Genomic DNA, 26,781 nt, shown 5'->3' with positions numbered 1-26,781 from the left:
ATTTTCGATGAGCCGTCGCACCAGTAATCGCCGCAGTAAAAAAGCCGCAGGCAAACCCGCATGGGTTTGGTTTGTCCTGGGGAATTTTGTCGGTGGCTTTGCGGTGGCCGTACTGTTTCTTCAGGGCATGGACAAGGACAGCCGGGGAATAAGCAGCATTAAGCCAAAGGCGGTGCAGCAGCGAGAGGAAACATCGCCTCAACCGCGTTTTGATTTTTATACAAAATTAAAAGAAAACGAAGTCACGGTACCCCCGCCCAAAGTGGCACAACCGGCACGCCGCAGTGACTCCACCAACAGTTCCCAGAACAGTAGCTCATCGGAACCCGATCGCAGCACCCCGGCACAGGTATATATCCTGCAGGCGGCATCGTTTCGCGATGCCTCTGAAGCGGAGCGCCTGCGCGTTGAGCTGACCCTGGCCAACCTGGATGTCAAAGTGGAATCAGCCACCGATAACCGGGGTACCTGGCACCGGGTATTGGTGGGCCCTTACAGCAATCGCTCTCGGATGGCCAAAGCGCGCCAGACACTGGCTGAGCATCGCCTGATGCCGCTGGTGCTAAAACGCCCGGCGACCCAGTGACCATCAATTCCGTTTATTAAGGTGTGTTGCCCCACTCAGTAATTGTGACCTCTCTTATTGAAATCGGCGCGAACCGTCCTCACTTACCTAGTCTGAAGATAATTCCCCGGCGTGGGCACTTCGATGCCCGCTGCCAGAGTACACGCGCAATCCGAGAGGTCTCCATTGGAACAGTATCGCGGAACTACTATTTTATCCTGTCGCCGCAACGGCAAAGTTGTGATTGGCGGCGACGGCCAGGTGTCCATGGGCAACACCGTTATGAAAGGCAATGCGCGCAAGGTGCGTCGCCTGTACAAAGATAAGGTTATTGCCGGTTTTGCCGGTGGTACTGCAGACGCTTTCACCCTGTTCGAACGTTTTGAAGCCAAGCTTGAGGCCCACGGCGGCCAGCTGACCCGAGCCGCTGTGGAGTTGGCCAAAGATTGGCGTACCGACCGCGCCCTGCGCCGCTTGGAGGCTCTGCTGGCGGTAGCTGATTCCACTGCCAGTTTGATTGTGACAGGTAATGGCGACGTGATTCAGCCGGAAGACGACCTGATTGCTATCGGTTCCGGTGGCCCCTTCGCCCAGTCGGCGGCCCGCGCGCTGCTGGACAATACCGATATGGATGCCCGCTCTATTGTGGAGCAGGGACTGAAGATCGCCGGCGATATCTGTGTTTACACCAACCAGAACCACACCATCGAAGAACTGGCTTATTGATTACCGGGTACACCCTAGAGTGACCGGTTGGCGGGCTGTTTAAGCCCCCGCAAGAATTTTTGCAGGAATTTGTATGTCCCAGATGACACCCAGAGAAATTGTCCACGAACTCGACCGCCATATTGTCGGCCAGCAAGAGGCCAAGCGTGCGGTAGCCATTGCGCTGCGCAACCGCTGGCGCCGTATGCAGGTTAGTGAAGACCTGCGCGCCGAGATCACGCCGAAAAATATTTTGATGATCGGCCCTACCGGCGTGGGCAAGACGGAAATTGCCCGCCGCCTGGCCAAACTGGCGAACGCGCCCTTTATCAAGGTAGAGGCGACTAAATTTACCGAAGTGGGCTATGTCGGTCGGGATGTAGAGTCGATTGTCCGCGATCTTGTCGAGATGGCAGTGAAGCAGGAACGCGAGCAGGCCATGTCTGGTGTTGAGCAGCGCGCTATGGACGCCGCAGAAGAGCGCATCCTCGATGCCCTGCTGCCGCCGGCGCGCTCCACCGAGCCCACCGATAAGGATTCCAGCACTCGCCAGCTGTTCCGCAAGAAGTTGCGCGAAGGTGATCTCGATGACAAAGAGGTTGAGGTGGATCTGGCCGCTGCGCCCATGGGCGTTGAGATTATGGCCCCTCCCGGAATGGAGGAGATGACTAACCAGCTCCAGGGCATGTTCTCCAATATGTCCCAGGGCAAGACCCGCAAGAGCAAGTTGCCGGTCAAGCAGGCCCTCAAGCAGCTCACCGACGAGGAAGCGGCCAAGCTGGTCAATGACGAAGATGTTAAGACCCGTGCGATCCGCGCTGCTGAGCAGAATGGCATCGTATTTATCGATGAAATCGATAAAGTCGCCAAGCGCCAGGAGAGCGGCGGTGCCGATGTTTCCCGCGAAGGGGTACAGCGCGACCTGCTGCCACTGATTGAAGGCAGCACGGTTAATACCAAGTACGGCATGATCAAAACCGATCACATCCTGTTTATTGCCTCCGGGGCCTTCCACCTGTCCAAGCCCTCGGACCTGATTCCCGAGTTGCAGGGGCGCCTGCCCATTCGCGTGGAATTGAATTCGCTCAGTTCCGCAGATTTTGAGCGTATCCTTACCGAGCCATCTGCCTCCCTTACCGAGCAGCAAAAGGCATTGCTGGCTACCGAAGGGCTGGAACTACAATTCACCGAAGATGGTATTCGCCGCATTGCGGAAGTGGCCTTCGAGGTGAATGAGCGCACCGAGAATATCGGTGCACGCCGTTTGCACACGGTACTGGAGCGCTTGCTGGAAGAGATTTCCTTTGATGCGGGCGATGGCAATACTTCGCTGAATGTCGATGCCGCCTATGTGGACAGCCATCTGGGCGAGTTGAGCCAGAACGAAGACCTGTCGCGTTTTATTTTGTAAATATAATGAAACTGCAAAAAATCCGATTAAATCGCGCAGAGAAAAGCCTGCATCTGGTATTTGGCGATGCTGAATTTACCTTGCCGGCAGAGTACCTGCGCGTCTACTCCCCCAGCGCCGAAGTGCGTGGCCACGGTGCCAGCGAACCGGTGCTGGTCAGTGGCAAAATGCATGTGGGTATCGATACGGTGGAGGCGGCTGGCCGCTATGCGCTAAAAATCGATTTCGACGATGGCCACGACACCGGTATTTTTACCTGGGAGTATTTGCACGAACTAGCTGAAAACTATTCGTCCAACTGGGAGGCTTACCTTCAGCGCCTGCGCGATGCCGGCCAGGGCCGCGACCCGGATGAGAGTGTGGTGAAGTTTATCGGCTAGTGGCAAATTGATCGGTAATGACAACCGCTCCCCAGGGGGCGGTTCCACCTTTCTTTCTCTTAATATCCCCCCACTCTTCTCAATAATTTATTACCGAAATAATTAATTTTTGGTACGTCTTTGCCAAATATTGCCAAGTTTATGTAATTCTTTGATATTCATTGATTTTCAGAGCAAAGATATTAACAACGTAACCGGCGCGTAATTCTTTTGTCACATTTTGGAACTCTAATGCTCGCCAAATTAACGAGTTTCGGAGGCCCCCATGGCAAAAACAATTGTCCGCGCACTGAGCGCCTTTTGTCTGATTCCTCTCGCTTCCGCTGTTTCAGCGGCAACCCTGCCCGACTACCAAATCAATAGTGCCTGGTACACGGAAAGTGCTGACCGATTGGAAGAGCGCGCTTCGCTTTCCCGCGAGGCAAAAACTGCGAAGAATGTAATTCTGTTCGTCGGCGATGGAATGGGCATTTCCACACTAACCGCCGCCCGTATCCTTGAAGGCCAGCTTGTCGGTGAGAGCGGCGAAGAAAATGCGCTCTCCTTCGAAGAGTTTCCGCATACCGCACTGATCAAAACCTATAACACCAATCAGCAGACCCCGGACTCTGCCGGTACCATGACCGCTATGATGACCGGAGTAAAAACCCGCGCCGGTGTAATTAATATCGACGGCGATGCACTGCGTGCTGACTGCGCCAGCACTGAGGGTAAGGAATTAAATACCTTCCTGGAAATGGTGGAGAGCCGTGGCAAGGCCACCGGTATTGTTTCCACCGCGCGTCTGACCCACGCCACGCCTGCAGCCACTTACTCGCGCAGCCCGGAGCGCAACTGGGAGTATTCCGCCGAGGGTGATTGTTCCGATATCGCCTCGCAGATGGTTGAGGTGTCTGCCGGCGACGGTATCGATGTCATGCTCGGCGGTGGCCGCCGCAACTTTGTTACCTCCGACAATGAAGGTAGACGTGAAGACGGCCGCGACCTGACTAGTGAATGGCTGGAGCGCTATGACGGCGAGCAGACTGCTGTGTACGTGGAGAGTGGCTCCGAGCTGGAGGGCGTCGATATTGCCTCCACCGATAAGTTATTGGGGCTCTTCACCAGCAGCCACATGAGTTACGATGCGGACCGCATCGCCAAGGACAGCGATGAGCCGAGCATTGCCGAGATGACCGATACCGCCATTGAGCTGTTGGAAAAAGACAGCGATGGCTACTTCCTGATGGTAGAGTCCGGGCGTATCGATCACGGCCACCACGCCGGTAATGCCTACAACGCCTTGCACGATGCCATCGCCTTTGCGGATGCGGTACAGGTTGCTCTGGATAAAGTGGATCTTGAAGACACTTTAATCCTGGTGACCGCCGACCACAGCCATGTGATGACTATCGCCGGCTACCCGACACGTGGCAACCCGATACTCGGCAAAGTGATTGAGAATGACAGCAGCGGTGCCGCAGAAGCGGAAGAAGGTCTTGCTGCGGACGGTCAACCTTACACCACCCTGAGCTATGCCAATGGCCTGGGTTATGCCGATTTAGGTGAAAATACCGACGCGGATGAGCGCTACGATATTGCCGCCGATACCGGACGCAAGGATCTCTCCGGCGTGGATACCGAAGCGCCGGGCTTCCACCAGGAAGCAATGGTGCACCTGGAGTCTGAGAGCCATGCGGGCGAGGATATCAGCTTGCACGCTATCGGCGCCGGCGCCGAGCGGGTACAAGGTAGCCTGGAGCAGAGTGCAGTCTTCCACGTGATGACTGCTGCGACCGACCTGTCGCTGACAGAAGAATAACTGGGGGTAATTCACCATGAGATATTTTAAGAAAACAGTACTGGCTTTCTCTGTCGCCCTACTGGCCACCGCCTGTAGCGACGACAACTCAAACTCTGACGACGTAGTGGAATTACCCGAAGAGGAGCATGTCGGTGTTTCCTCTGCTCAGAGCAACAGTAGCTGGTTCCAGGAAGCCCAGCAGGCGATCGAAGAAGCGAGCGCTGTAGAAATCAACAACACCCCCGGTGCCGCCAAGAACATTATCCTGTTCGTTGGCGATGGTATGGGTATCTCTACAGTGACCGCCGCGCGTATTCTCGCGGGCCAGCAGCAGGGCCTCGATGGTGAGGAACACCAGCTGAGCTTTGAGAAGATGCCGTTTGCCGGTCTGGTCAAAACCTACAACACCAACCAGCAAACCCCGGATTCTGCCGGCACTATGACTGCGCTGGTAACCGGGGTTAAAACCAAGGCCGGTGTATTGAGTGTTGCTGAAAATGTTGCGCGCGGCGATTGTGCCGCCAGCCTCGAGTACCCGCTGACGACGGCAATTGAGCTGGCTGAAGACCTGGGCAAGAGCACCGGCATTATTAGCACCGCGCGTATCACCCACGCTACCCCGGCGGCTACTTATGCCAAGGTGCCTGAGCGCGGCTGGGAGGAAGCAGCCCCGGATGGCTGCACCGATATCGCCGCTCAACTGATAGAGTTTGAAGCCGGTGATGGTATCGATGTGGTGATGGGCGGTGGCCGTCGCAACTTCCTGCCCAGTGATATTACCGATATTGAAGGTGAAGCAGGGCGCCGTGAAGATGGGCGCAACCTGGTGGATGAGTGGAAGGCCCGTTACGACAACGGTGTAAATAATATTGCCTACGTTGAAGACACTACCGCTTTTGAAGCCGTAGATGCCTCCGCAACCGACAAGCTATTCGGCCTGTTTAATTCCTCACATATGGAATTCGAGGCTGTTCGCGAGGACGACAAAGCCGGTGAGCCCTCCCTGTCAGAGATGACCGCTAAAGGTCTCGAGATGCTGCAGAAAAATGAGGACGGCTACTTCCTGATGGTGGAATCCGGTCGTATCGACCACGGTCACCACGCCGGCAACGCCTATCGCGCCCTGACCGATGCGGTGGAATTTGCCGAAGCGATTCAGTACGCCATGGATAATACCAGTGCAGAAGACACCCTGATTGTTGTTACTGCGGACCACAGCCACGTGATGACTATCGCCGGCTACCCCACTCGCGGTAACCCGATTCTCGGAAAAGTGATTGGCAATGACGGCAATGGCGAAGCGGAAACCTCCCATGCCCTGGCAGAAGATGGCCTGCCCTACACGACTCTGAGCTATGCCAATGGCCCGGGCTACAGTGCCGGTGATGGCGGAGCGCGTCCGAGCCTGGTGAGCACAGACACTGCCGCCCTGGATTACCAGCAGGATGCCCTGATTCCCATGAGCAGTGAATCCCACGCGGGTGAGGATGTGGGTGTTTGGGCGCGCGGACCGGGTGCGCACCTGGTGAGCGGCACCAACGAACAAAACTTCCTGTTTCACGTAATGGCACGCGCTGGCGGATTATTGGAACAGTAATTCCATCAGCTATTGGTGTGGATGGCATGTTCATCCACACTATCACTTTCCCCGGTCAGATCTTGAATTGAGGCTTGGGGAAGAGCGCCTCACAGAGTGCTTCGGTCTTTTTCATTAGTAGGCTTTGTCGGTGCCGGATAATTTTTAGCACCGTGCCAAACTCACTTTGCAGCTTGTCTCCCTGAGTGATTACCAGCCGTGCCAGCAAATGGAGATCACGCCAGTCACCCAAAACTTCTCCCAACTCCTTTAGTGACTTACAGCGCTCGCCCACAGTGAGCGGATAACGCTTCCTCAATAAGCGGCTCTGGTACCAGTGATCCTTGGCTCTTTTACGCAATAGATGCAGGCGGTTTGCATTTTTTTGCCTGCGCACTTTACGCCATGCGCTTGCGGCTTTTCGGTAGCCGCGCAGGTAACCGGCTTCCGCATCATGCCAGCCGAGCTGTTCAAGCGGCCACGATGGAATTCTTATTTGACCTTTATCGAGGAGTTTCAATGCCGCTTGAACCGCTGAGTGGTTTTGCTCTGCCTGGATCAGTTCGTCGAGGAGATGGTGTAACCGGTGAAAGTGATGTGGCGGTGCCAATCCCAGTAAAGCGATGCGCAGTGCTGTGAGGTCGCGGGTGTGGGCGAGAGTGTTTGCCAATTTTCTGTAGTGGGTATTTTCACGCTGAAAAGTGCTACTGATTTGTGGGCGGACCAGGCGCAGTAGCGCGCGAATTTTCTTGCAGCGTTTGCGCAGTTCGTGGACAGCAGTTTCCCCTCCGTTGCGGAGCAAGTATCCGTTTGCCGCCGTTACTTCTGCCTGGGCGATAGATTTGATTTGCTCGGGAAAAGGAGAGTCACATTGGAATTGATAGCTCATAGAACAGTCCCGGGCGATCTCACTAAATTTTAGTGGTTTCCACTCTGCTTGATTTCAAGCGGTGCCCCACTGGCTCCGGCAATGTACAATGGCCTTTTAAAGTTTTCGCTCAGCAGGCATAGCATGAAGGATCGCAAGACCACCCACTTCGGCTACCAGGAAGTGCCGGTGGAAGAAAAGGCCGGTCGTGTGGCAGAAGTGTTCCACTCTGTAGCAGCCCGTTACGATGTAATGAACGACTTGATGTCTGGAGGTGTTCACCGCCTCTGGAAGCGTTTCACCATCGAATTGTCCGGGGCCCGACGGGGCCAAAGTATTCTCGATATCGCCGGGGGTACCGGTGACCTCACCGCGCGCTTCTCCCGCATTGTGGGTGCCAGTGGCCAGGTAGTATTGGCGGACATCAACGAATCGATGTTGCGAGTGGGTCGCGATCGCCTGCTCGATCGGGGAATCGCCGGCAATGTGGTGCCGGTGCAGGCGGATGCCCAGTATTTGCCCTTCCCGGACAATACCTTTGATTGCATCACGATCGCTTTCGGCCTGCGCAATGTCACCGATAAGGACCTGGCGCTGCGCTCCATGTTGCGCGTGTTGAAACCCGGTGGCCGACTGTTAGTGCTGGAGTTTTCCAAGCCCCAGTCGAAGCTGTTGGAGAAAGTCTACGATCAGTACTCTTTCCGCCTGTTGCCATTTATGGGCAAGCTGGTTGCCAATGATGCGGACAGCTATCGCTACCTGGCGGAGAGTATCCGCATGCATCCAGATCAGGAAACCCTCAAGGGGATGATGGCGGATGCCGGTTTTGTCGATTGTGAATTCCACAATATGACCGGCGGAATTGTCGCTTTGCACCGGGGCATCAAGCCCTGAAAAACTGCATAAGCCTATTTTTTCTCTGAGCGCAGGCACGAGGCCGTAAACCGCCATGAGCGACCCCACTTTTCGCGCGGGCTTTGATGCCGTGCTGGAAACCACAATTAATGCTGCCCTCCAGTATGACCCGGCGACACGAGAACGCCTTTCCGCACTGGATGGGAAAACCATGGCGCTAGATTTAACCGCCCCGCAACTACAGTTTTGCCTGTGTATCGAGGGTGACCAGGTGCGGGTGCGCCAGCACTGGGAGGGGGAAGTTACCACCCAGTTGAGCGGCTCAGCGCTGTCTTTTGTACGCCTGATCAAAGACCCGGATGCAACTCCAGCCGGACTGGGGGTGTCAGTGAGCGGCTCCAGTGCCCTGCTGGCAGAACTGCAGTGGATCATGAGTGACCTGGATATCGATTGGGAAGCGCCGTTGGCGCAAATGGTTGGCGATATTCCCGCCCACTCAATTGGCAATGTCCTGCGCGATGCTGCCCGCTGGTTAGGAGGCAACCTGAATCGGGCGCCTGAAGTGGCGGCAGAGGCTATCAGTGAGGAGTGGCAGCTGACCCCGCCCCAGGCCCAGTTCGAAGCATTTGTCGAAGACCTGGCCGAGGCCTCTCTAGCTGCTGAACGGCTCGAGGCGCGCGTGCGCTTGCTGGAAGAACAGTTTTCCCGCAGGGAGGCCGAGTAGTTTTGCCAGTTCGTCGAAGTCTTACAATCGCGCGGGTTTTTCTGCGCTATCGTCTCGATCAATTATTGCCAGCAGAGGAGCGCCCACTGTGGTTGCGGGGATTACTGCTGCCGGTGAAGTTGCTGCCGCAGTCCAAGATGCCACGGGGCGAAAGGCTGCGCCGAGCCTTGGAAGAGCTGGGCCCCATTTTCGTTAAATTCGGCCAACTTCTCTCCACTCGTCCCGACCTGCTACCGCCAGATATTGTCGAGCAATTAGATTATTTACAGGACAAGGTGCCGCCCTTCCCCAGTGACCAGTGCACGGCTCTGATCGAAGAAGCCCTTGGTGCCAAGGTGGATGAGGTCTTCGCCAAATTTGATCAGCAGCCACTGGCAGCGGCTTCAGTTGCACAGGTGCATGCGGCTGAATTAAAGAGCGGCGAATCGGTAGTCGTCAAAGTACTGCGCCCGGGCATTGATGAGGTAATCCAGGAAGACTTGAAGCTCCTGGGGGTGATCGCTCGTGGAATTGAACGCTTTGTGCCCGAAGGGCGCCGCATGCGCCCGGTGGAGGTGGTTGAGGACTATCGGCACACGATTGAAGGTGAATTGGACCTAACTCGTGAAGCGGCCAACGGCACCCAGCTCCGCCGCAACTTTACCAACTCCCCGCTGTTGTATATCCCCGAAGTGCACTGGGATTACACCCGCGAAAATGTCCTGGTGTTGGAGCGCATCGACGGTATCCCCGTCACCGACCTGGCCCAGCTTCGCGCCCAGGACACCAATATGCAGCTGCTGGCTGAGCGCGGTGTTGAGATCTTCTTTAAGCAGGTATTCGAGTACAACTTCTTTCATGCGGATATGCACCCGGGCAACATTTTCGTTTCCAGGGAGCACCCGCAACGCCCGCAATATATTGCGATTGATACCGCAATCGTCGGTAGCCTGACACGGGAAGATCAGTACTATTTGGCGCGCAATCTCCTGGCGATGTTCCGCCGCGATTACCGTATGGTGGCGGAGCTGCACGTGCAAAGTGGTTGGGTTCGCTCCGACACGCCGATCAATGCCTTTGAGTCCGCTATTCGCTCGGTCTGTGAGCCCATTTTTGAGAAACCCCTGGGAGAAATTTCTTTCGCTCGGGTGTTGATTAGTCTGTTCCAGACTGCGCGCCGATTCGATATGGCGGTGCAGCCACAGCTGGTACTGTTACAAAAGACCCTGTTGAATATCGAAGGTTTGGGTCGACAGCTTTATCCGCAGCTGGATCTGTGGAAGACTGCTCATCCATTTTTAGAGCGCTGGATGCGCGATCGAATCCACCCCAAAACAATTTTGGGTGAGATAAAGCGCTACGGCCCGGAGTGGCTTGAGAAATTCCCGCAGATGCCACAGCTGGTGTACTCAGCTCTGGAGCAGTCGCGGGAACTGGCGCCCCAGTTAGAGGTAATTGGCGAGCAGTTGGCGGGCTCGCAACGCCGAGGCTTGCGCCAATATATTCGGCGGGTCGCCGGAGTTGTGTTGGGCGTTGGCGCCATCGCTGTCAGTAAGCCGGAATGGCTGGCTCAGTTGCCGCCGGCCGGTTGGGTACTGGGCGTTGCTGCACTAGTGCTACTGCTGTGGCCCTAGGGCGCTTCGGCCTACACTGGAACTTCTAAGGATTGTTAGACATTGACTCAAATTCAAGCAAAGGCCGGTTTTCTCGATAAAGTCAGCTGGAACAGTGATGGCCTGGTTCCTGCGATTGCCCAGGATTTCAAAACCGGGCGGGTGTTGATGATGGCCTGGATGAACCGGGAATCGCTGGCGCTCACTGCCAGTGAGGGTTACGCAGTCTATTGGTCCCGATCCCGCAAGGGCCTGTGGCGCAAAGGAGAAACCTCCGGCTTCCTGCAAAAGGTGCGTGAATTGCGTCTGGATTGTGATGGTGACACCGTATTAATGTTGGTCGAGCAGGAAGGTGGAATCGCCTGTCATACCGGACGCAGTAGTTGTTTCTATCACCTCCTTCAAGATGAAGAGTGGCAGGTGAATCAGCCGGTGATTCAGGACCCGAAGTCCATTTATAAGTGAAACAATTATGAAAGATGTGCTGCAACAGCTCGATGCGGTGTTGGAAAGCCGTAAAAATAGCAGTGATGCTTCTGAGTCCTATGTGGCCAGTTTACATAGCAAAGGCCTGAACAAGATTTTGGAAAAAGTCGGTGAAGAAGCCACTGAAGCTATTCTTGCAGCAAAAGATGCACAGAGTAGTGGCGATAATCGAGACCTGGTTGCCGAGACAGCGGACCTATGGTTTCACTCGCTGGTCATGCTATCTCACTTGGGCGCTGATTCTCAGGACGTGGTTCGAGAGCTTGGGCGCCGATTTGGTCTTTCTGGCCTGGAAGAGAAAGCTGCGCGAACTAAGTAAAATTTGAATCACTTGTGGCACCACCCCTGATGGCGGGAGTGCCCGGTAAGAAACTCAAGCCATCCTATTGAATGTAATGGAGACAATTATGGGATTCGGTGGAATTAGTATCTGGCAGTTGTTGATTGTCCTGGTCATAGTCTTACTACTGTTCGGAACCAAGCGTTTGAAAAACCTCGGAGGCGATCTGGGTGGCGCAATTAAGGGTTTCCGCAAAGCGGTTAAGGATGAAGACAAATCCAAGGATGCTGATGAAGACAAAGATGTCGAGCGTCTCAAGCACGATGAGGAAGAGAAGCCAGGCCAAGACAGTACTGTCAAAAATAAAGATAAACAGTCTCAGGACAAATAATCGGCAACGACTAAGGCGAGTGTCACTCTGTGTTTGATATCGGCTTTTTAGAACTATTGGTAGTTGCTGCCGTGGCCCTGTTGGTGGTTGGCCCTGAGCGACTGCCCGATGCGGTGCGTACCACTTCCCGCTGGTGGTCCGGTTTGAAGCGGACCTTACATAGTGCTCGCGAAGAATTGGAGCGAGAGGTTGGAGCCGATGATATACGGCGTGAACTTCACAACGAGCGCATTATGCGTGAGATTGAGGAGAGTCGTCGTGAGATGGAGCAAACCTTTAGCGAAGCCAATAAGGAAGTTCACGACGCGCTTAATCAGCCTGAAAAACCAAAAGTTGCAGGGACACCAGTAGAAAAACAGGCAGCTGGAGTCAACCATCCTGAGGCACCAAAACCTGAAAAGGCGATAGAGGAACCTGCTCATCCTCGTGCAGAGCAGGAGGATTATTTGCCAGAACAGGATGAAACTGCCGAGGAGTTACAGGATCCGGAGTACCCGGAGCATTGGCATGATTTTGGGGACCCGGATTTAAACCCGGACCATCCTGAAAACATCGATGAAGATGAAGAAGAAAAACAAGGCGAGAAGAAAACATCGCAACAGGAAAAAGATAGCCAGTCATGAGCGATCAGTCCCAAGATAAACATCAGCCTTTTATCGACCACCTGATCGAACTGCGTGATCGCCTATTGCGAATCCTCTTAGTCGTATTGGTCTTATTTGTCTGCTTGATGCCGTTTGCGTCTGAAATTTATAATTTTATTGCCCACCCACTACAGGAGCGTTTGGCGGGTGATGTTGGAATGATCGCTACAGAGGTGACTTCCACGTTCCTTACCCCGTTCAAAACGACCTTTATAGTTTCTTTTTTTATTGCAATCCCATTTGTGCTTTACCAAGTTTGGTCATTTATTGCCCCGGGGCTGTATAAAAATGAAAAACGTATTGCTATACCATTATTAATTAGTAGCGTCGCACTTTTTTATATCGGCATTGCATTTGCGTATTTTGTGGTCTTTCCCCTTCTGTTTGATTTCTTTGTTGGAACTGCTCCAGAAGATATTAAGGTAATGCCAGATATGCGCAGTTACCTGGATCTGGTGCTGAAACTTTTCTTTGCTTTTGGTTTTGCTTTTGAAATCCCTATTGCGACAGTCCTGCTGATTTGGAGTGGGGTAGTGGATGCCAAGACCCTGGCAAGTAAGCGCCCTTATGTGATTGTGGGATGCTTTTTAATTGGGATGCTACTGACACCGCCGGATATAATTTCCCAATCCTTATTAGCCTTCCCCATGTGGCTATTGTTTGAGATTGGCATTTTATTTGGGCGTTGGATGAAGTCTTCACCCAAAGATAAGCCTGCTACCTGAGATATAAAAAGTCACCACTGGGTTTTCAGCGGTTAGCTTCACAAGCAGTGCTTGAGGTATTGCAGTTGCGCTCTCGATAGGGTTACTCACCTGAGAGCGCTAGCGATACGGGTACAACGCCGCACTCTCTTCTCAGTAGCATCAACTCCACCTCTTCCATGACAAGAAGCTTGATGACACGGTTATTTCCCAGCTGCAGGGAGGTTGACCACCCTACCGGCTGTAGAAAGCCCGCTATTAGATACCAGATCGAGAGATAAACGCTAAACTAGCTTGTGCTTGGTTGCTTACAACAACGATGGAAGCCTAGCTATTTATTGGAACCGGTTGCTTGTGCTGCGATGCGTTCCTGTTCGGCAACAGCTTTTTCAACATTGTTGCGAACCAAGCGAACGAAAAACGCTGCCATCAGGAATATAAAGGCAATAACGGCCAAGCTGAGAAGGCCAGAAAAGCTGGTAAACAGGTCAATTAAAGCATCCATTTTTCTCTCCAAATAGGCTAATGCTTCACCTATGCAGTCTAGGGAGCTGTAATGGAAATCTCTTGACCTAAATCAAGCTGGATCGACTTATTGTAAGAACGACGGGTTGGTCAACGCAGGGTCAGGGCTGCTAGCAGGCAGAGTAAGGACGCGCCACATAAAGAATAAAGATCACTATTTTCTCGCCTGTCAGGCAGAAGCAGCAAAAGCGCCAAAGGTGGCATAAATAGTGCTATCAGCCCCGACAAGGGGTCGCGACTAAAACCAATAAATAGCAGTCGCAACCAGGCAACAGCACCTAAAACCAGCGCAAATACTGTTAAGACGGCTGCCACTGGTGACATGGAATAACCTTTTGCACATGGAATCGTTTGACTGGTGAGTTTCTCTAAGAAAAATACTAATAGGAAAAAGAGTGTATATCAGTATTTCTGATCTTAGGTTTTTAGCGCGCCCCAGAGTTTGGCTGCTCGTATTAGTATTGTTAGGGCTCTACGGGTGCGAGACTGCGGGCTATTACTTCCAGGCTGCAAGCGGTCAATTGCGGATACTCTCTGCCCGGCAGCCGATTGAAGAGCTGGTTCAAGACGGCAATGCCAGTGATCAACTCCAGAAGCAATTACAGCTCGTTCAGGAGATCCGTGCCTATGCAGCACAGGAGTTAAAACTACCAGTGGGGCAAGCCTATAGTTCCTATGTCCAGCTCGATGATGAGTACCCCATATGGAATGTCTTGGCCGCACCAGAGTTTTCCCTGAGCCCCAAACGATGGTGTTACCCCATAGCCGGTTGCGCCAGCTATAGGGGCTACTTCCGCAAATCAGCGGCTATTGCCAAAGCAAATAGCCTGCGCAACCAGGGTTACGATGTCTACCTGGGAGCCGTGCCGGCCTATAGCACCCTGGGTTGGTTTAATGACCCTGTGTTATCAAGCTTTGTGAATTGGACACCGGAGAGACTAGCCGGACTCTTATTTCATGAGTTGGCCCACAGAAGAGTTTATGTGCCGGGTGATACCCGCTTTAATGAGAGTTTTGCTACAGCAGTGTCCGAAATTGCCCTACCTGATTGGCTTCGTAGCCAAGGTCTCTCGAGTTCTGCTGAGGAGACTAAGGCTCAGGCACTGGCGGTACGACAGTTAATGACAGCGACGCGTAAAGAGCTTCAACCAGTCTACCAATCCAACTTGCCGGATGAGGACAAGCGCCAAGAAAAGGAGGAAATTCTGAGTCGATTGAGGCGTTGCTATTGGCGTATGGCAGCAGAGTGGTCTTACCCTGCGCGCTACCAGGCTTATATAGAGAAAACCAATAATGCTACTTTGGCGTTGGCGGCAGAATATGAATCTTTGGTTCCAGCTTTTCGTCAGCTTTATATTGATAGTAATGGTTGGGAGGATTTTTATAATGCAGCTGAAAGATTGGGTGAGCTTGACAAGGAAGATAGAGAGCAGAGCCTGTTGCAGTTGGCTGTTGAGTATAAACGAGAAAATAAAATATCAACGCAGAGTATTGATAGTGATGTGATAGCCTGTATTCATAATGGGAATTAATTTCTTAAATGGGCTAAGTATTTCCATTATTTAACAATCGTATTTTTATCTTCATGTTGAATTTAGGTGTCGCGAAATAGTAAGTGTATGGTATCTCGATACGCTTTATTTAGTAAAGAAATAGCTATGTTTGATTTTTTCTTTGGGGGATAACATTAGCTGCCCGGGCATCATTTTAATACGTCAGTCCATATTTTTAAATTATACACTTTTATATATTTGTAAACGTCATTGTTCAAGCTTTGGGTATATGTATCTGATTTTATATCTGAGGTTATTTGATGTGATAGGTTAATAGACGTTTATATGGTTGAGGTCTATCCCTTCTGTCCAATTAATTATCTACACTTATAGTAGTTATTTAAGAATCTCCCTTCTGATTTTACTGCACTTTCGTACAGATTGGGTTTTGTCAGGATTGACTTTTTGTTGATAGATTTTTCCCACTAGAAAATTTATAGTGCTGCCCTTTGTTAAGTTGTGTAAAGGAATAGTTTGGTAGAATGAACAGATACGGATTATCGAAGCTTTTAGGGGCTTGCGTTGTTAGCTTAATAGTAGGCTGCAGTGGTGGAAGTGGTGGAAGTGGTGGAAGTGGTGGAAGTGGTGGAAGTGGTGAGGAGGGAGTTTCGCTTTCTATTCATGGCACCTTGATAGATGGGCCAACTACAAGCGCTGATATTGAAATATTCATAGGTGACTCATTAGTTTCCTCATTTTCCAGTAGCGATGGTGGCTATACGGCTGATATCGAGTTGGATGAATCTGAGTCAGATGAAGTTGTTAAAATTGTTGCCACTTCTCAAGAAGATAGCAAGGTTAAATTTGCGAGCACCCTAGGGACTTTTAGTTATTTAGTCGAAATCGCTGGAGATGATGGTGTTCTTGAACAATCTGAAAGTCATGCTGTAAATATTAGCAGCGTATCTACCGCTATTTCAGCAATATTAGAATCGGAAAGTGACTCAGTTATTGAGTCTTCTGATGAGTGGGATGAGGTATTTAAAAAAGTTGATGCTGAAAGAGCCTTTTCTGTCGCTGCAGCAATAAAAATATTTATAGATTACTCAGAGAGAGGTATATCAATACCTGAAGAAGTAGAAGATACCTATCAGTTTGCTTCAGATTTTGATCTTTCATCTCAATATGTATCTATGTTTATGAATCAGATGGAGGGTTTATTTAAAGAAGTTAAGGTTGCTATGGCCCAAGAAGCTGGCTTTTTAGGCACTTCTAGCAATAATTTAAACCCTATTGAGGGAACATATTACCTTCCATCTGAAGGCGGAAGAATTACATTAAATACAAATGGAACAGGTGAGTATCTCAATGGCAGTGGGTTAGTTGAATTGACTTGGACTCAAGGGCCTGAGGGGATATCTTTGGAGTCTGTAGAGCCCCTTGTAGAGCGTATTCCTATGAAAGTTGGAGAGTATTATCTTTCCGCTGTGAGGGAAAGGCAGTTCGACCGATTGTTCTGGATGTTGGATTCTAAAAATCAAGGAATGGTAGTTTTAGAAACTTCCGATACTCTTAAATTCCCTGATTGGGCTGAGTCGGATGATATATTTGAGACAAATTATATTGCTGCAAACAGTGTTCGCCAATCTGATCTTTTGAGTCCGAAAGATATACTGGTTATTGGTAATTCATATAGTATGCCAACTCCTGATAGAGATGGGGAGGTAGTGAACTACACTGAAAACTTCCAGCCTATTTCTACACTTAAGTCATTAAAAATGAGTTTCGCAGGTGATTTTGAGAATGGCGGCAATGTAAATATTAAAATTCCCGTTGCTTCCGGTAATGGAGAAATAATTGAGAGTGATGTCTCTGCTGTATGGATTGTAGATGATTCTGATCGCCTCGTCGTTAACTTTTCTGATAATGAAAGGTTATATTTCTCTCTATTAAATTTTCAAAACGGGGAAATTCTTAATTCCTTTGTAGAAAGAGTGTCTCCAGATGGACTGCACTCCTCCACAATATCAACTATTTTTTCAAAGGATGTTGAAAACTGGGCTGATAGCGAAATTAAAGGTGTTTATCTATATCCGAAAAATTTCTTCAACCCTCTCAATAGGTTCTATTTCGATATTTCGGCAGATGGTAATATTTCAACGGTATCTATTAATGATTTAGATAATAACGGTGCTATTGAAGATAGTGAGCGTCAGGAGCTAGTTGGGCTCTGGAAATTAAAGGATAACGGTAATCTGTCTATCAGATTTTACAGGTCTGAGTCTGTAGCTGAGCCCTGTATATCAGACTCTTGGAATCCAGAGGTTGATGCAGAGTGTGCTCTTTTCCAAGAGCGTGAATGGGACATCCATCAAATAGATAGTGCTGATAAGTATTGGTTTCAATATAATGTAAAATATTTTGAAGATGCTTATCTTAGCCTTTATGACGAAGATATAGATGTGGATGAGCATGTTTTAAGTACTAATAGAGTTTACCATTCGGGCTTGATTAAGTTATCAGAAAGGCCATTTTAAATATCTAAAGATATGGTTTCCATAGCCAACTGAATTATTATTTACTGGCGGCACCTTGTGTCGCCATTTTGTATTGATCCAAAAATTAGATAGGTGATTTGGTGTATCTCTAATTATCCCAGATCAGAATTAAATATAAGTTAATTCAGTATTTTATCCATTATTATTGTTTTTGATGTGGTGGTGTTTTTAGGTGCTGATATTTAAGTTCGCAGATTATAACTCGCCTAGAGGTGCAACCGGCACCTGATATCGAGCTCAACACTCATACTATTTATCATTATTTCTCTAGTTATTAAGTCTGTGCCATAAACATTACTCCCAGAGTATATTTTCCAGCTTAAAACGCTGTATCAGTAACTTGCCGAATAATGATGTATAGATGCTTTTTAGATCATTTTTACTAAATCTAACATCCGATTGGCAAATCCCCATTCATTATCAAACCAAATCAAGATCTTGGCTAAGCGATTCCCCGCTACACGAGTTTGGCCTGCATCAATAATCCCCGAACGGGGGTCGTGATTAAAATCGCAGGATGCGAGGGGTTCTTGGGTAAAGCCAAGTACACCATTAAACTCAGACTCAGAAGCTGATTTTAATAGGGCATTAATACCTTCCCGGCTCACTTCCTTTTGTAGTGAGACTGATAAATCGATAGCAGAAACATTGACAGTGGGAACTCGTAGGGCTTGCGCCTCAAATTTACCTGCCAGGTTGGGTAGTATTCTCTCAATACCTCTTGCCAAAGCAGTATCAACTGGGATAACAGAGGTTATTGCCGAACGTGTTTTTCTCAAATCAGTATGATGGTAGGCATCACTTACCGGTTGATCATTCATTGCAGAATGAATGGTGGTAATGACTCCTGCCTCAATACCGAAGGCTTTATCCAGTGCGGCGATAACTGGAACACTGCAATTAGTCGTGCAGGAGGCTGCCGAAATTACCTGTTCCTTGCCCGTCAAAATATGTTCGTTCACCCCGTAAACAATCGTGGCATCGACATCCCGGCTGGCAGGTTGGGAAAACAATACTTTCTTGGCTCCTGCGGCAAGGTGCAACTCCGCGCCTTGTCGCTGTTTAAAGCTGCCGGTGCATTCCAGCACGATATCTACTTGATCCCGCCGCCAATCCAGATCTTCTAACCGCTCGCAATGAGTTACGGCAATAGAATCTCCGTTAACCACAAGGATATCTTTATGCACAGAAACTTCGCCTGAGAAGCGGCCGTGGACGGAGTCGTATTTTGTCAGGTGTGCAATGGTGTCGCAGTCAGCCAGTTCATTGATGGCGACTATTTGTAAGCTATCGCGGGCGCCAGACTCATAGAGTGCGCGCAAAACGGAGCGGCCGATACGGCCGTAGCCATTGATGGCAATTCTAGTGGTCATAGCACAACTTTAGGCAGGAGAAAAAATGTCAGCTAAGCGTCCCCGCGCGGCGTTGAGCCAGTGCCGCACGGGGTTGATACCTAAATGATATTCAGTGGAGAGAACAGTATTACTTCAGCAGTTTTTCTACCGCTTCAGCCACATTGTCCACAGTGAAACCAAAGTAGCGCATCAAGTCGCCGGCAGGGGCAGATTCGCCAAAGGTTTCCATACCGATAATAGCGCCATCGAAACCGACAAACTTATACCAGTAGTCTTTGTGGCTCGCTTCTACCGCTACTCGTGCACGTACAGAAGAAGGCAGTACGGACTCACGATAAGCCTCTTCCTGCTCCATAAACAACTCGGCACAGGGCATGGAAACAACGCGAATTTTCTTGCCAACCAGTTTCTCCTGGGCCGCCATCGCCAGCTCTACCTCGGAGCCAGTGGCAATAATAATGGCTTCAGGAGCACCTTCGCAGTCGGACAGTACGTATCCACCGCGCTCAATCTGAGCCAGCTGTGCGCTGTCGCGATCTTGAGGAGCCAGGCCCTGGCGGCTAAAGACCATGGTGCTGGGGCCCTCTTTGCGCGCGATAGCCATCTTCCAGCTCACTGCGGATTCAGTGGCGTCACAGGGGCGCCAAGTGTGCAGGTTCGGAGTGGCGCGCAAGGCGCTGAGCTGTTCTACCGGCTGGTGAGTCGGGCCGTCTTCGCCCAGGCCAATAGAGTCGTGGGTGTAGACAAAGACCACACGCTGCTTCATCAGTGCGGCCATGCGCACAGCGTTGCGGGCGTATTCCATAAACATCAGGAAGGTAGCGCCGTAGGGCACGAAACCACCGTGCAGAGCGATACCATTCATAATGGCGCTCATACCGAATTCGCGCACACCGTAATAGATGTAGTTGCCGGAGGCATCCTCGGCGCTGATGCCTTTGGAGCCTGACCAGATAGTGAGGTTGGAGCCAGCCAGGTCGGCGGAGCCGCCGAGGAATTCGGGCAGCAGCGGGCCGTAGGCGTTGAGAGCGTTTTGGCTGGCTTTACGAGAGGCGATCTTCTCTGCACTTCCCTGGCAAGCTTTGATGTACTCATCTGCTTTGCTGAGGAAGTCCGCAGGCAGTTCACCGCTCATACGGCGCTCAAATTCGGTTGCCAGCTCCGGGAATTCTTCGCGGTAATCGGCGAGGATATCTTTCCACTCGTCTTCCTGGGCTTCACCTTTGGCTTTGGCATCCCAGCCAGCGTAGATATCTTCGGGGATTTCAAATGGGCCGTGGGCCCAACCGAGGGTTTCTCGAACCAGGGCGATCTCTTCGTCACCCAGCGGTGCACCGTGACACTCTTCGCGCCCCTGTTTGTTCGGGGAGCCGAAGCCGATCACGGTTTTGCAGCAAATAATGGTGGGCTTATCGGTAACAGAGCGAGCTTCTTCAATAGCGGCTTTGATAGCGGCGGAATCGTGGCCATCCACATTGGGGATTACGTGCCAGCCGTAGGATTCAAAGCGCTTAGGCGTGTCGTCGGTGAACCAGCCTTCCACTTCACCATCGATAGAGATGCCGTTGTCGTCATAGAAGGCGACCAGCTTGCCCAGGCCCAGAGTGCCGGCCAGGGAGCAGGCTTCGTGGGAGATACCTTCCATCAGGCAGCCATCGCCCAAGAATACATAGGTGTGATGGTCTACCAGCTCATAGCCGGGGCGATTGAACTGGGCACCCATTATCTTTTCCGCCATTGCCATACCAACAGCGTTGGTGATGCCCTGACCCAGTGGGCCGGTGGTGGTTTCTACACCAGGGGCATAACCGTATTCGGGATGGCCCGGAGTTTTGGAATGCAGTTGGCGGAAGTTCTGCAGCTCTTCTATCGGCAGGTCATAGCCGGACAGGTGCAGCAGGGAATAAAGCAGCATGGAGCCGTGACCGTTGGACAGTACAAAGCGGTCGCGATCGGCCCAGTTGGGGTTGGCCGGGTTGTGCTTTAAGTAGTCATTCCACAGCACCTCGGCGATATCCGCCATACCCATGGGCGCACCGGGGTGGCCACTTTTGGCTTTCTGGACCGCGTCCATGGACAGGGCGCGAATGGCGTTGGCCTTATCAGCGCGAGAGGGAGTAGAAGACATAAGAAGAGCTCTCTGGTTTCTTAGCTAGGGTGCGGCGCTGCTCTGCCGGCAGATTCCCGCAACAACAAAATGGTGGCGTATTTTCCCGTAAAGGGCGGCCCCGCGCAAAGCTTTGGTTGGGGATTTGTTGTTGAGTGCAGCAACAAACTTCCAATTCTATGCATTAGGCGGCGCCATTAACATCTATATCAAAAATATTTAATAAAGCTATATCAAAACATTTTGATATAGGTGTGCTCCCCTGCTAGACTTCGCCCCATGTCTGAAAATGAGCCAGCACCCGAACTGAGTCCAGCCGAGGCAATTCCTCAGCTGGCCTTGACCCTGAAAGCCGCCGGAGATCCCCTGCGGCTCGAAATATTGCGCCTGCTCAGCCAGGATTCTTACAGTGTTTTAGAGCTGTGCCGAATCTTCGATTTGCGCCAACCGGCCCTGAGTCATCACTTGAAAGTGCTCGCCCAGGCAGGTCTGGTAAACAAGCACCGCGAAGGTAATAACCTTTTCTACCGGCGCACTGCAGCTACTCCACTGCTGGCACAGCTTTTTACCAACCTGGATCATTTGCCTCTGGCCGATGTGCGGGTGCAGGCGGTATCCCGGATTTCTGAGGAGAGAGCGGAAGCATCGCGACGTTTCTTTGCCGATTACGGCAACCGCTTTCGCGAGCAGCAGGAATTGATTGCCAGCTATGACGTATACGGGCCACAGGTGGCTCAGCTGCTCAAACCTGGTCGTCATGCCTTGGAAGTTGGGCCTGGAGAAGGTGAATTTCTACAGGAGTTGGCTCAGCGTTTCGCGACAGTGACAGCACTGGATCTGTCTTCTGCAATGTTGGAGCGGGCCCAATCTTTTGCCGATGAACAGGGTATTAAAAATATCGAGTTTGTCTGTAGCGATACTCGCGCTGCTGCTGCACGGCCGGCCAGTGCCGACACCATCGTGGTGAACATGGTGCTGCACCACACTCCTGACCCGGCACAAATTTTTCACGATTTGCACGGCGCCCTAAAAAAGGGCGGGCAGCTTTTAATTGCAGAATTGCAAGAACACAGCCAGGACTGGGCCAGAGAGGCCTGCGGAGATTTATGGCTGGGTTTTGCTCCAGAGCAGTTGAGTGACTGGGCCGCGACTGCCGGCCTGCAAGATGGGCGCAGTATTTATAGTGCCCTGCGCAACGGCTTTCAGATCCAGATAAGAGAGTTTATTAAGCCCTGACGGGGGTTTGTCAGGCACAGCCTGAAGTTAAAAGATATTCAACCGCTGCGGCGGGACAATGGAGACCTCAAAATGAGTGAATACAGACTGTTTACCTCAGAATCCGTATCTGAGGGGCACCCGGATAAAATTGCCGACCAGATTTCCGATGCTGTATTGGATGCTCTACTGGCCCGTGACAAGCAGGCGCGGGTTGCCTGTGAAACCCTGGTGAAAACCGGTATTGCTGTTATTGCCGGTGAGATTTCCACCTCTGCCTGGGTAGACCTGGAAGAGCTGGTGCGTAAAGTTATCACCGATATCGGCTACACCTCTTCTGACGTGGGTTATGACGGTGAGACCTGTGGTGTTATCAATGTGATCGGTAAACAATCTGTGGATATCGCACAGGGTGTAGACCGCGCTAAGCCGGAAGACCAGGGTGCTGGGGACCAGGGGTTAATGTTTGGTTATGCGACCAACGAAACCCCCACCTTTATGCCTGCACCGATCTACTATTCCCACCGTCTGGTTGAGCGTCAGGCTGAAGTGCGTAAATCCGGTCTGCTTCCCTGGTTGCGTCCCGATGCAAAAAGCCAGCTGACCTTCCGTTACGACGAACAGGGTCGCCCCTGTGCGATCGATGCGGTTGTTCTTTCAACTCAGCACAACCCGGATGTCAGCCAAAAAGATCTGCGCGATGCAGTGATGGAGTTGATTGTTCACAACACCTTGCCGCTGGAATGGCTGCATAAAGACACCAAGTTCCATATTAATCCGACGGGCAACTTTGTTATTGGTGGGCCAGTTGGGGACTGCGGTCTCACCGGGCGCAAGATTATCGTTGACACTTACGGTGGCTCTGCTCGCCATGGCGGCGGTGCATTTTCCGGTAAGGATCCCTCCAAGGTTGATCGCTCTGCCGCTTACGCGGGTCGCTATGTAGCTAAGAACATTGTCGCAGCAGGCTTGGCCAAGCGCTGTGAGATTCAGGTTTCCTACGCCATCGGTGTCGCCGAGCCGACTTCCGTAGCAATTAATACTTTTGGAACCGGTTTGGTACCAGAGGATAAGCTGGTAGAGCTGGTGCGCGAAAACTTTGACCTGCGTCCTTACGCCATCTCCAAATCCCTCGACCTGCTGCACCCGATGTACCAGTTGACTGCAGCTTACGGTCACTTTGGTCGCGATCCGTTTACCCACACTTACAACTGGATCGACAGCAATGGCCAGGAACGCAGTGAGAGCTTTACTGCTTTCCCATGGGAAAAAACCGATAAAGCGGATGCGCTTCGCTCCCAAGCTGGCCTCTAAGTTTCAGAAATAAATATTCATGCCTGCGCCAAAAGCGCGGGCACACAAAATATGCTGGGTACCACTCGGCAAGCTGATAATTTTTGGACTCAAAAACGATGAATCAAATGAGCACTGAATTTAAAGATTACAAAATCGCGGACATTTCCCTGGCCGAGTGGGGGCGCCGTGAAATTGAAATTGCAGAAGGTGAAATGCCGGCACTGATGACTCTGCGTGAGAAATACCGCGCAGAGCAGCCGCTGGCGGGTGCCCGTATCATGGGCTGTATCCACATGACGATCCAGACTGCAGTGCTGATCGAAACCCTGGTCGCACTAGGTGCTGAAGTTCGCTGGTCCTCCTGTAATATTTTCTCCACCCAGGATCACGCCGCTGCCGCCATTGCTGCGCGCGGAATCCCCGTATTTGCCTGGAAAGGTGAAACTGAAGAAGAGTACGAGTGGTGCCTTGAGCGCACTATTGGTGCCGATGTTGCCGGCTGGCAACCCAATATTATTCTGGACGACGGTGGCGACCTCACCGAGCTGCTGCACCGCGAATACCCGCAACTTCTCGATGCTTGCCACGGTGTGAGTGAAGAGACCACCACCGGCGTACACCGTCTGCAGGATATGCTGCGCGAAGGCACCCTGAAGATTCCTGCGATCAACGTCAATGACGCTGTGACCAAGAGCAAGAACGACAACAAATACGGCTGTCGCCACAGCCTCAACGATGCCATCAAGCGCGCCACTGACCACTTGCTCTCTGGTAAGCGAGCGCTGGTTATTGGTTACGGCGACGTAGGTAAAGGTTCCGCAGCATCCCTGCGCCAGGAAGGCATGATCGTACGGGTTTCTGAAGTGGACCCGATCTGTGCGATGCAGGCTTGTATGGACGGCTTCGAGCTGGTTTCCCCCTACATCGACGGTGTTAATACCGGTACTGCTGAGGGTATTAACAAACAGCTGCTGGCCAATACAGACCTGATCGTTACTACAACCGGTAATGTGAATGTTTGCGATGCCCACATGCTTTCCGCCCTGAAGAGTGGTGCGGTGGTTTGTAATATTGGTCACTTCGATAATGAAATCGACACCGCCTTTATGCGTGAAAACTGGGAGTGGCAGGAAGTTAAGCCGCAGGTACATAAGGTGGTTCGCAATAGCGAAACCAACGATCACTTGTTGCTGCTGTCTGAAGGTCGTCTGGTAAACCTCGGCAATGCTACTGGCCATCCGAGCCGCATCATGGATGGCTCTTTTGCCAACCAGGTTCTCGCCCAGATCCATTTGTTCAAAGAAAAGTTTGCTGACTTACCGGCAGATCAAAAAACTTCAGCGCTGTATGTAAAAGTACTGCCCAAGCACCTGGATGAAGAAGTTGCACGCTATATGGTTGAGGGTTTTAGTGGTGTTATTACCCGTATGACCGAGCAACAAGCTAACTATATCGGTGTTTCAGTTGAAGGTCCGTTCAAACCTGAAAGTTATAAGTACTAATAGCCCCTAACTAAGAGGTGCCGGCATTGCCGGCGCCTGAATTGTGCGGGGTTGGAGAAATATAATGAAAGACTCCATTCGCATAAGTTTCGAATTTTTCCCTCCTAAAACGCCAGAGGGTCGCGAAAAGCTATACAAAACTCGCGAAGCGCTCCAGGCATTTAACCCTGAATTCTTTTCTGTTACCTATGGCGCCGGTGGTACCACGAGAGAGACAACGTCGAGTATTGTTACCAATATGCGGCGAGATGGTATTTCAATTGCCCCACATTTGTCGTTTGGTGGTGATAATGAAGAGGCAATACTGGGTTTGTTAAATGATTATAAAGAGGCGGGAATTAATCGAATAGTTGCACTGCGTGGTGATATGCCGTCGGGTATGGGTGCAGTGGCGCAACTGGTTTATGCGAATGAATTAGTCGCCTTTATTCGCCGACATACCGGTGATCAATTTCATCTTGAAGTAGCTGCTTATCCAGAGATCCACCCGGAGTCGAACAGCTATGATGATGATATTCGCTATTTAAAAGGTAAATTTGAGGCAGGTGCTAATAGCGCACTGACTCAATATTTCTATAACCCGGATTCCTATTTTTACTTTATTGATCAGTGTGAAAAGGCGGGTATCGATGCGCCCATTTATCCAGGTATTATGCCGATAGCTAATTTTGCCAACCTTGTGCGTTTCTCTCGCAATTGTGGTGCGGAAATTCCGAGGTGGTTGGTTAAACGCATGGAAAGCTTCCGTAATCCTGAAGACATTCGAAAGCTTGGATTAGAGGTTGTTACCGACCTCTGCGAGACCTTATTAGAGGGGGGTGCACCGGGTTTACATTTTTACACAATGAATCAGGATGCAATCGTTACTAAGATTTTGAAAAACCTCAAGCTTTAATCGAAAACTCGAAAGCTATTGCTTTCGAGTTTTCTGTTTATGAAACATTGACTGAAATTTGCATATCGTTTGTTCAGAGTTTACTGGCTGGAAATTTAGTATCTTTTCTGGGCCATCTGAAATATTTTTAAATTCCGGTAGGTTGGTATAAATGCGGAATTATAACCCCCCCCTGAAACCATTCCTCTCAATACTATATGAGGATGATGCACTACTGGTTTTAGAAAAACCCAGCGGGCTTCTCAGTGTTCCGGGAAGAAGTGCTGATCATAAAGACAGCTTAGCTAGTCGAGCGCAATCAATATATCCAGATGCATTAACTGTCCATCGATTGGATATGGATACTTCAGGACTAATCGTAATGGCGCGCAGTGTTGAGGTACATAAGGCGCTGAGTACTCTATTTCAAAATCGTGAAGTTGAGAAAACCTACTATGCGCGAGTATGGGGTGTGCCTGAAAATGTAAGTGGTGAAGTGAATTTACCCCTTATTTGTGACTGGCCAAATAGGCCGAGACAAAAAGTAGATTTTGCCGAGGGCAAGCCATCTCTAACCCGCTGGGAGAAAGTCTCCAGCTCTGAAAACAGTAGCTTGATTCGACTTATGCCAGTTACTGGACGCTCTCACCAACTCCGCGTGCATATGCAGGTAATAGGACATCCAATATTGGGGGACCCCTTTTATGCCCACCCTGATGCGTTGAAGGGGGCTTCGAGGTTACTGCTACATGCTAGCGAGCTGAAATTTTCTCATCCTGTAAGTGGAGAAGCATTGCATTTTACTAGTGAGTTGCCCGGAGAGTTTTTAATTGAATAATATGGCAAGAGGGGTTGTCAGAGAGATGTAAAAAGGACGGCCATTTGGCCGCCC

26 protein-coding genes are annotated in these 26,781 nt (G+C 50.9%); 21 read left to right on the top strand and 5 right to left on the bottom strand.

Features of this window, described 5'->3' with window-relative positions:
• Positions 1 to 7: 7 nt before the first annotated feature.
• From ACJJIE_RS16360 to ACJJIE_RS16335, 6 genes are all read left to right on the top strand, one after another.
• On the top strand, positions 8 to 586 hold the full coding sequence (locus tag ACJJIE_RS16360) for an SPOR domain-containing protein (protein ID WP_444892358.1): 579 nt from the start codon (positions 8 to 10) through the stop codon (positions 584 to 586).
• A gap of 165 nt (positions 587 to 751) precedes the next feature.
• Positions 752 to 1,291, top strand: a complete 540-nt coding sequence (gene hslV, locus ACJJIE_RS16355; protein ID WP_108734993.1) for an ATP-dependent protease subunit HslV — start codon at positions 752 to 754, stop codon at positions 1,289 to 1,291.
• A gap of 73 nt (positions 1,292 to 1,364) precedes the next feature.
• Positions 1,365 to 2,681, top strand: a complete 1,317-nt coding sequence (hslU, locus tag ACJJIE_RS16350; RefSeq protein WP_444892357.1) for an ATP-dependent protease ATPase subunit HslU — start codon at positions 1,365 to 1,367, stop codon at positions 2,679 to 2,681.
• A gap of 5 nt (positions 2,682 to 2,686) precedes the next feature.
• The gene (locus tag ACJJIE_RS16345; RefSeq protein WP_444892356.1) at positions 2,687 to 3,061 is read left to right on the top strand and encodes a gamma-butyrobetaine hydroxylase family protein; all 375 of its coding nucleotides are present in this window, start codon (positions 2,687 to 2,689) and stop codon (positions 3,059 to 3,061) included.
• A gap of 265 nt (positions 3,062 to 3,326) precedes the next feature.
• Positions 3,327 to 4,862, top strand: a complete 1,536-nt coding sequence (locus ACJJIE_RS16340) for an alkaline phosphatase (RefSeq protein WP_444892355.1) — start codon at positions 3,327 to 3,329, stop codon at positions 4,860 to 4,862.
• A gap of 16 nt (positions 4,863 to 4,878) precedes the next feature.
• Positions 4,879 to 6,441, top strand: coding sequence for an alkaline phosphatase (locus tag ACJJIE_RS16335; RefSeq protein ID WP_444892354.1), 1,563 nt, complete (start codon positions 4,879 to 4,881; stop codon positions 6,439 to 6,441).
• Positions 6,442 to 6,496: 55 nt separating this feature from the next.
• Here ACJJIE_RS16335 and ACJJIE_RS16330 read toward each other — a convergent pair whose 3' ends face one another.
• Positions 6,497 to 7,309, bottom strand: coding sequence for a CHAD domain-containing protein (locus ACJJIE_RS16330; RefSeq protein ID WP_444892353.1), 813 nt, complete (start codon positions 7,307 to 7,309; stop codon positions 6,497 to 6,499).
• A 123-nt stretch (positions 7,310 to 7,432) separates the two neighbouring features.
• Between ACJJIE_RS16330 and ubiE the strand changes: the two genes are divergently transcribed.
• From ubiE to tatC, 8 genes are all read left to right on the top strand, one after another.
• Positions 7,433 to 8,182, top strand: a complete 750-nt coding sequence (gene ubiE / locus ACJJIE_RS16325; protein ID WP_108734987.1) for a bifunctional demethylmenaquinone methyltransferase/2-methoxy-6-polyprenyl-1,4-benzoquinol methylase UbiE — start codon at positions 7,433 to 7,435, stop codon at positions 8,180 to 8,182.
• A gap of 55 nt (positions 8,183 to 8,237) precedes the next feature.
• Positions 8,238 to 8,867: a ubiquinone biosynthesis accessory factor UbiJ gene (locus tag ACJJIE_RS16320; protein ID WP_444892352.1), complete on the top strand. Its 630-nt coding sequence runs from the start codon at positions 8,238 to 8,240 to the stop codon at positions 8,865 to 8,867.
• Positions 8,868 to 8,869: 2 nt separating this feature from the next.
• Positions 8,870 to 10,480 carry a ubiquinone biosynthesis regulatory protein kinase UbiB gene (gene ubiB, locus ACJJIE_RS16315; RefSeq protein ID WP_444892351.1) on the top strand — a complete coding sequence of 537 codons (1,611 nt, stop codon included), beginning with the start codon at positions 8,870 to 8,872 and terminating at the stop codon, positions 10,478 to 10,480.
• A 51-nt stretch (positions 10,481 to 10,531) separates the two neighbouring features.
• On the top strand, positions 10,532 to 10,924 hold the full coding sequence (gene hisI / locus ACJJIE_RS16310; protein WP_282934621.1) for a phosphoribosyl-AMP cyclohydrolase: 393 nt from the start codon (positions 10,532 to 10,534) through the stop codon (positions 10,922 to 10,924).
• 7 nt (positions 10,925 to 10,931) lie between these two features.
• Entirely contained in the window at positions 10,932 to 11,264 is a 333-nt protein-coding gene (locus ACJJIE_RS16305) for a phosphoribosyl-ATP diphosphatase (RefSeq protein WP_282930677.1), read from the top strand.
• An 88-nt stretch (positions 11,265 to 11,352) separates the two neighbouring features.
• On the top strand, positions 11,353 to 11,616 hold the full coding sequence (gene tatA, locus ACJJIE_RS16300; protein ID WP_444892350.1) for a Sec-independent protein translocase subunit TatA: 264 nt from the start codon (positions 11,353 to 11,355) through the stop codon (positions 11,614 to 11,616).
• A 29-nt stretch (positions 11,617 to 11,645) separates the two neighbouring features.
• Positions 11,646 to 12,239: a Sec-independent protein translocase protein TatB gene (gene tatB / locus ACJJIE_RS16295; protein ID WP_444892349.1), complete on the top strand. Its 594-nt coding sequence runs from the start codon at positions 11,646 to 11,648 to the stop codon at positions 12,237 to 12,239.
• The gene (tatC, locus tag ACJJIE_RS16290; RefSeq protein ID WP_413663789.1) at positions 12,236 to 12,985 is read left to right on the top strand and encodes a twin-arginine translocase subunit TatC; all 750 of its coding nucleotides are present in this window, start codon (positions 12,236 to 12,238) and stop codon (positions 12,983 to 12,985) included. Before tatB ends, tatC begins: the two co-directional genes overlap by 4 nt.
• Before the next feature lie 310 nt (positions 12,986 to 13,295).
• On the opposite strand, the gene ACJJIE_RS16285 is transcribed toward tatC, so the two are convergent.
• Together ACJJIE_RS16285 and ACJJIE_RS16280 are read right to left on the bottom strand one after the other, a co-directional pair.
• On the bottom strand, positions 13,296 to 13,469 hold the full coding sequence (locus ACJJIE_RS16285; protein ID WP_282930681.1) for a DUF3149 domain-containing protein: 174 nt from the start codon (positions 13,467 to 13,469) through the stop codon (positions 13,296 to 13,298).
• Positions 13,470 to 13,579: 110 nt separating this feature from the next.
• Positions 13,580 to 13,813 (bottom strand): hypothetical protein, encoded by a 234-nt coding sequence (locus ACJJIE_RS16280; protein ID WP_413663788.1) that lies wholly within the window; start codon positions 13,811 to 13,813, stop codon positions 13,580 to 13,582.
• A gap of 71 nt (positions 13,814 to 13,884) precedes the next feature.
• On the opposite strand from ACJJIE_RS16280, the gene ACJJIE_RS16275 reads away from it, so the two are divergent.
• Together ACJJIE_RS16275 and ACJJIE_RS16270 are read left to right on the top strand one after the other, a co-directional pair.
• Entirely contained in the window at positions 13,885 to 15,021 is a 1,137-nt protein-coding gene (locus ACJJIE_RS16275; RefSeq protein WP_444892348.1) for an aminopeptidase, read from the top strand.
• A 503-nt stretch (positions 15,022 to 15,524) separates the two neighbouring features.
• Positions 15,525 to 17,519 carry a hypothetical protein gene (locus ACJJIE_RS16270; protein ID WP_444892347.1) on the top strand — a complete coding sequence of 665 codons (1,995 nt, stop codon included), beginning with the start codon at positions 15,525 to 15,527 and terminating at the stop codon, positions 17,517 to 17,519.
• A gap of 389 nt (positions 17,520 to 17,908) precedes the next feature.
• On the opposite strand, the gene gap is transcribed toward ACJJIE_RS16270, so the two are convergent.
• Together gap and tkt are read right to left on the bottom strand one after the other, a co-directional pair.
• The gene (gene gap / locus ACJJIE_RS16265; RefSeq protein ID WP_444892346.1) at positions 17,909 to 18,913 is read right to left on the bottom strand and encodes a type I glyceraldehyde-3-phosphate dehydrogenase; all 1,005 of its coding nucleotides are present in this window, start codon (positions 18,911 to 18,913) and stop codon (positions 17,909 to 17,911) included.
• Positions 18,914 to 19,022: 109 nt separating this feature from the next.
• Complete coding sequence (gene tkt, locus ACJJIE_RS16260) at positions 19,023 to 21,023, bottom strand: transketolase (RefSeq protein ID WP_282930686.1); 2,001 nt, start codon at positions 21,021 to 21,023, stop codon at positions 19,023 to 19,025.
• A gap of 258 nt (positions 21,024 to 21,281) precedes the next feature.
• On the opposite strand from tkt, the gene ACJJIE_RS16255 reads away from it, so the two are divergent.
• The 5 genes from ACJJIE_RS16255 (at position 21,282) to ACJJIE_RS16235 (ending at position 26,727) form a co-directional block, all read left to right on the top strand.
• Positions 21,282 to 22,238 (top strand): metalloregulator ArsR/SmtB family transcription factor, encoded by a 957-nt coding sequence (locus ACJJIE_RS16255; protein WP_108734975.1) that lies wholly within the window; start codon positions 21,282 to 21,284, stop codon positions 22,236 to 22,238.
• Positions 22,239 to 22,310: 72 nt separating this feature from the next.
• Complete coding sequence (metK, locus tag ACJJIE_RS16250) at positions 22,311 to 23,531, top strand: methionine adenosyltransferase (protein ID WP_282930687.1); 1,221 nt, start codon at positions 22,311 to 22,313, stop codon at positions 23,529 to 23,531.
• Positions 23,532 to 23,638: 107 nt separating this feature from the next.
• Positions 23,639 to 25,015 (top strand): adenosylhomocysteinase, encoded by a 1,377-nt coding sequence (gene ahcY, locus ACJJIE_RS16245; RefSeq protein ID WP_369974263.1) that lies wholly within the window; start codon positions 23,639 to 23,641, stop codon positions 25,013 to 25,015.
• Positions 25,016 to 25,079: 64 nt separating this feature from the next.
• Positions 25,080 to 25,910: a methylenetetrahydrofolate reductase [NAD(P)H] gene (metF, locus tag ACJJIE_RS16240; protein ID WP_444892345.1), complete on the top strand. Its 831-nt coding sequence runs from the start codon at positions 25,080 to 25,082 to the stop codon at positions 25,908 to 25,910.
• Between the two features lie 151 nt (positions 25,911 to 26,061).
• Entirely contained in the window at positions 26,062 to 26,727 is a 666-nt protein-coding gene (locus ACJJIE_RS16235; protein WP_444892344.1) for an RluA family pseudouridine synthase, read from the top strand.
• Positions 26,728 to 26,781: the final 54 nt, after the last annotated feature.

The sequence above is a fragment of the Microbulbifer maximicatervae (SeqCode) genome (assembly GCF_052467325.1).
This window is presented reverse-complemented; position numbering and strand designations above follow the sequence as displayed.

What these genes read in the sequence shown, in the direction of transcription:
- tatC (WP_413663789.1), top strand. Translation starts at nt 12,236, where the DNA reads ATGAGCGATCAGTCCCAAGATAAACATCAGCCTTTTATCGACCACCTG.
- ACJJIE_RS16320 (WP_444892352.1), top strand. Translation starts at nt 8,238, where the DNA reads ATGAGCGACCCCACTTTTCGCGCGGGCTTTGATGCCGTGCTGGAAACC.
- ACJJIE_RS16235 (WP_444892344.1), top strand. Translation starts at nt 26,062, where the DNA reads ATGCGGAATTATAACCCCCCCCTGAAACCATTCCTCTCAATACTATAT.
- tatA (WP_444892350.1), top strand. Translation starts at nt 11,353, where the DNA reads ATGGGATTCGGTGGAATTAGTATCTGGCAGTTGTTGATTGTCCTGGTC.
- ACJJIE_RS16280 (WP_413663788.1), bottom strand. Translation starts at nt 13,813, where the DNA reads ATGTCACCAGTGGCAGCCGTCTTAACAGTATTTGCGCTGGTTTTAGGT.
- ACJJIE_RS16335 (WP_444892354.1), top strand. Translation starts at nt 4,879, where the DNA reads ATGAGATATTTTAAGAAAACAGTACTGGCTTTCTCTGTCGCCCTACTG.
- metK (WP_282930687.1), top strand. Translation starts at nt 22,311, where the DNA reads ATGAGTGAATACAGACTGTTTACCTCAGAATCCGTATCTGAGGGGCAC.
- ACJJIE_RS16285 (WP_282930681.1), bottom strand. Translation starts at nt 13,469, where the DNA reads ATGGATGCTTTAATTGACCTGTTTACCAGCTTTTCTGGCCTTCTCAGC.
- gap (WP_444892346.1), bottom strand. Translation starts at nt 18,913, where the DNA reads ATGACCACTAGAATTGCCATCAATGGCTACGGCCGTATCGGCCGCTCC.
- hslU (WP_444892357.1), top strand. Translation starts at nt 1,365, where the DNA reads ATGTCCCAGATGACACCCAGAGAAATTGTCCACGAACTCGACCGCCAT.
- ACJJIE_RS16255 (WP_108734975.1), top strand. Translation starts at nt 21,282, where the DNA reads ATGTCTGAAAATGAGCCAGCACCCGAACTGAGTCCAGCCGAGGCAATT.
- metF (WP_444892345.1), top strand. Translation starts at nt 25,080, where the DNA reads ATGAAAGACTCCATTCGCATAAGTTTCGAATTTTTCCCTCCTAAAACG.
- tkt (WP_282930686.1), bottom strand. Translation starts at nt 21,023, where the DNA reads ATGTCTTCTACTCCCTCTCGCGCTGATAAGGCCAACGCCATTCGCGCC.
- ACJJIE_RS16305 (WP_282930677.1), top strand. Translation starts at nt 10,932, where the DNA reads ATGAAAGATGTGCTGCAACAGCTCGATGCGGTGTTGGAAAGCCGTAAA.
- ubiE (WP_108734987.1), top strand. Translation starts at nt 7,433, where the DNA reads ATGAAGGATCGCAAGACCACCCACTTCGGCTACCAGGAAGTGCCGGTG.
- ACJJIE_RS16340 (WP_444892355.1), top strand. Translation starts at nt 3,327, where the DNA reads ATGGCAAAAACAATTGTCCGCGCACTGAGCGCCTTTTGTCTGATTCCT.
- ACJJIE_RS16270 (WP_444892347.1), top strand. Translation starts at nt 15,525, where the DNA reads ATGAACAGATACGGATTATCGAAGCTTTTAGGGGCTTGCGTTGTTAGC.
- ACJJIE_RS16330 (WP_444892353.1), bottom strand. Translation starts at nt 7,309, where the DNA reads ATGAGCTATCAATTCCAATGTGACTCTCCTTTTCCCGAGCAAATCAAA.
- ahcY (WP_369974263.1), top strand. Translation starts at nt 23,639, where the DNA reads ATGAGCACTGAATTTAAAGATTACAAAATCGCGGACATTTCCCTGGCC.
- ACJJIE_RS16360 (WP_444892358.1), top strand. Translation starts at nt 8, where the DNA reads ATGAGCCGTCGCACCAGTAATCGCCGCAGTAAAAAAGCCGCAGGCAAA.
- ACJJIE_RS16345 (WP_444892356.1), top strand. Translation starts at nt 2,687, where the DNA reads ATGAAACTGCAAAAAATCCGATTAAATCGCGCAGAGAAAAGCCTGCAT.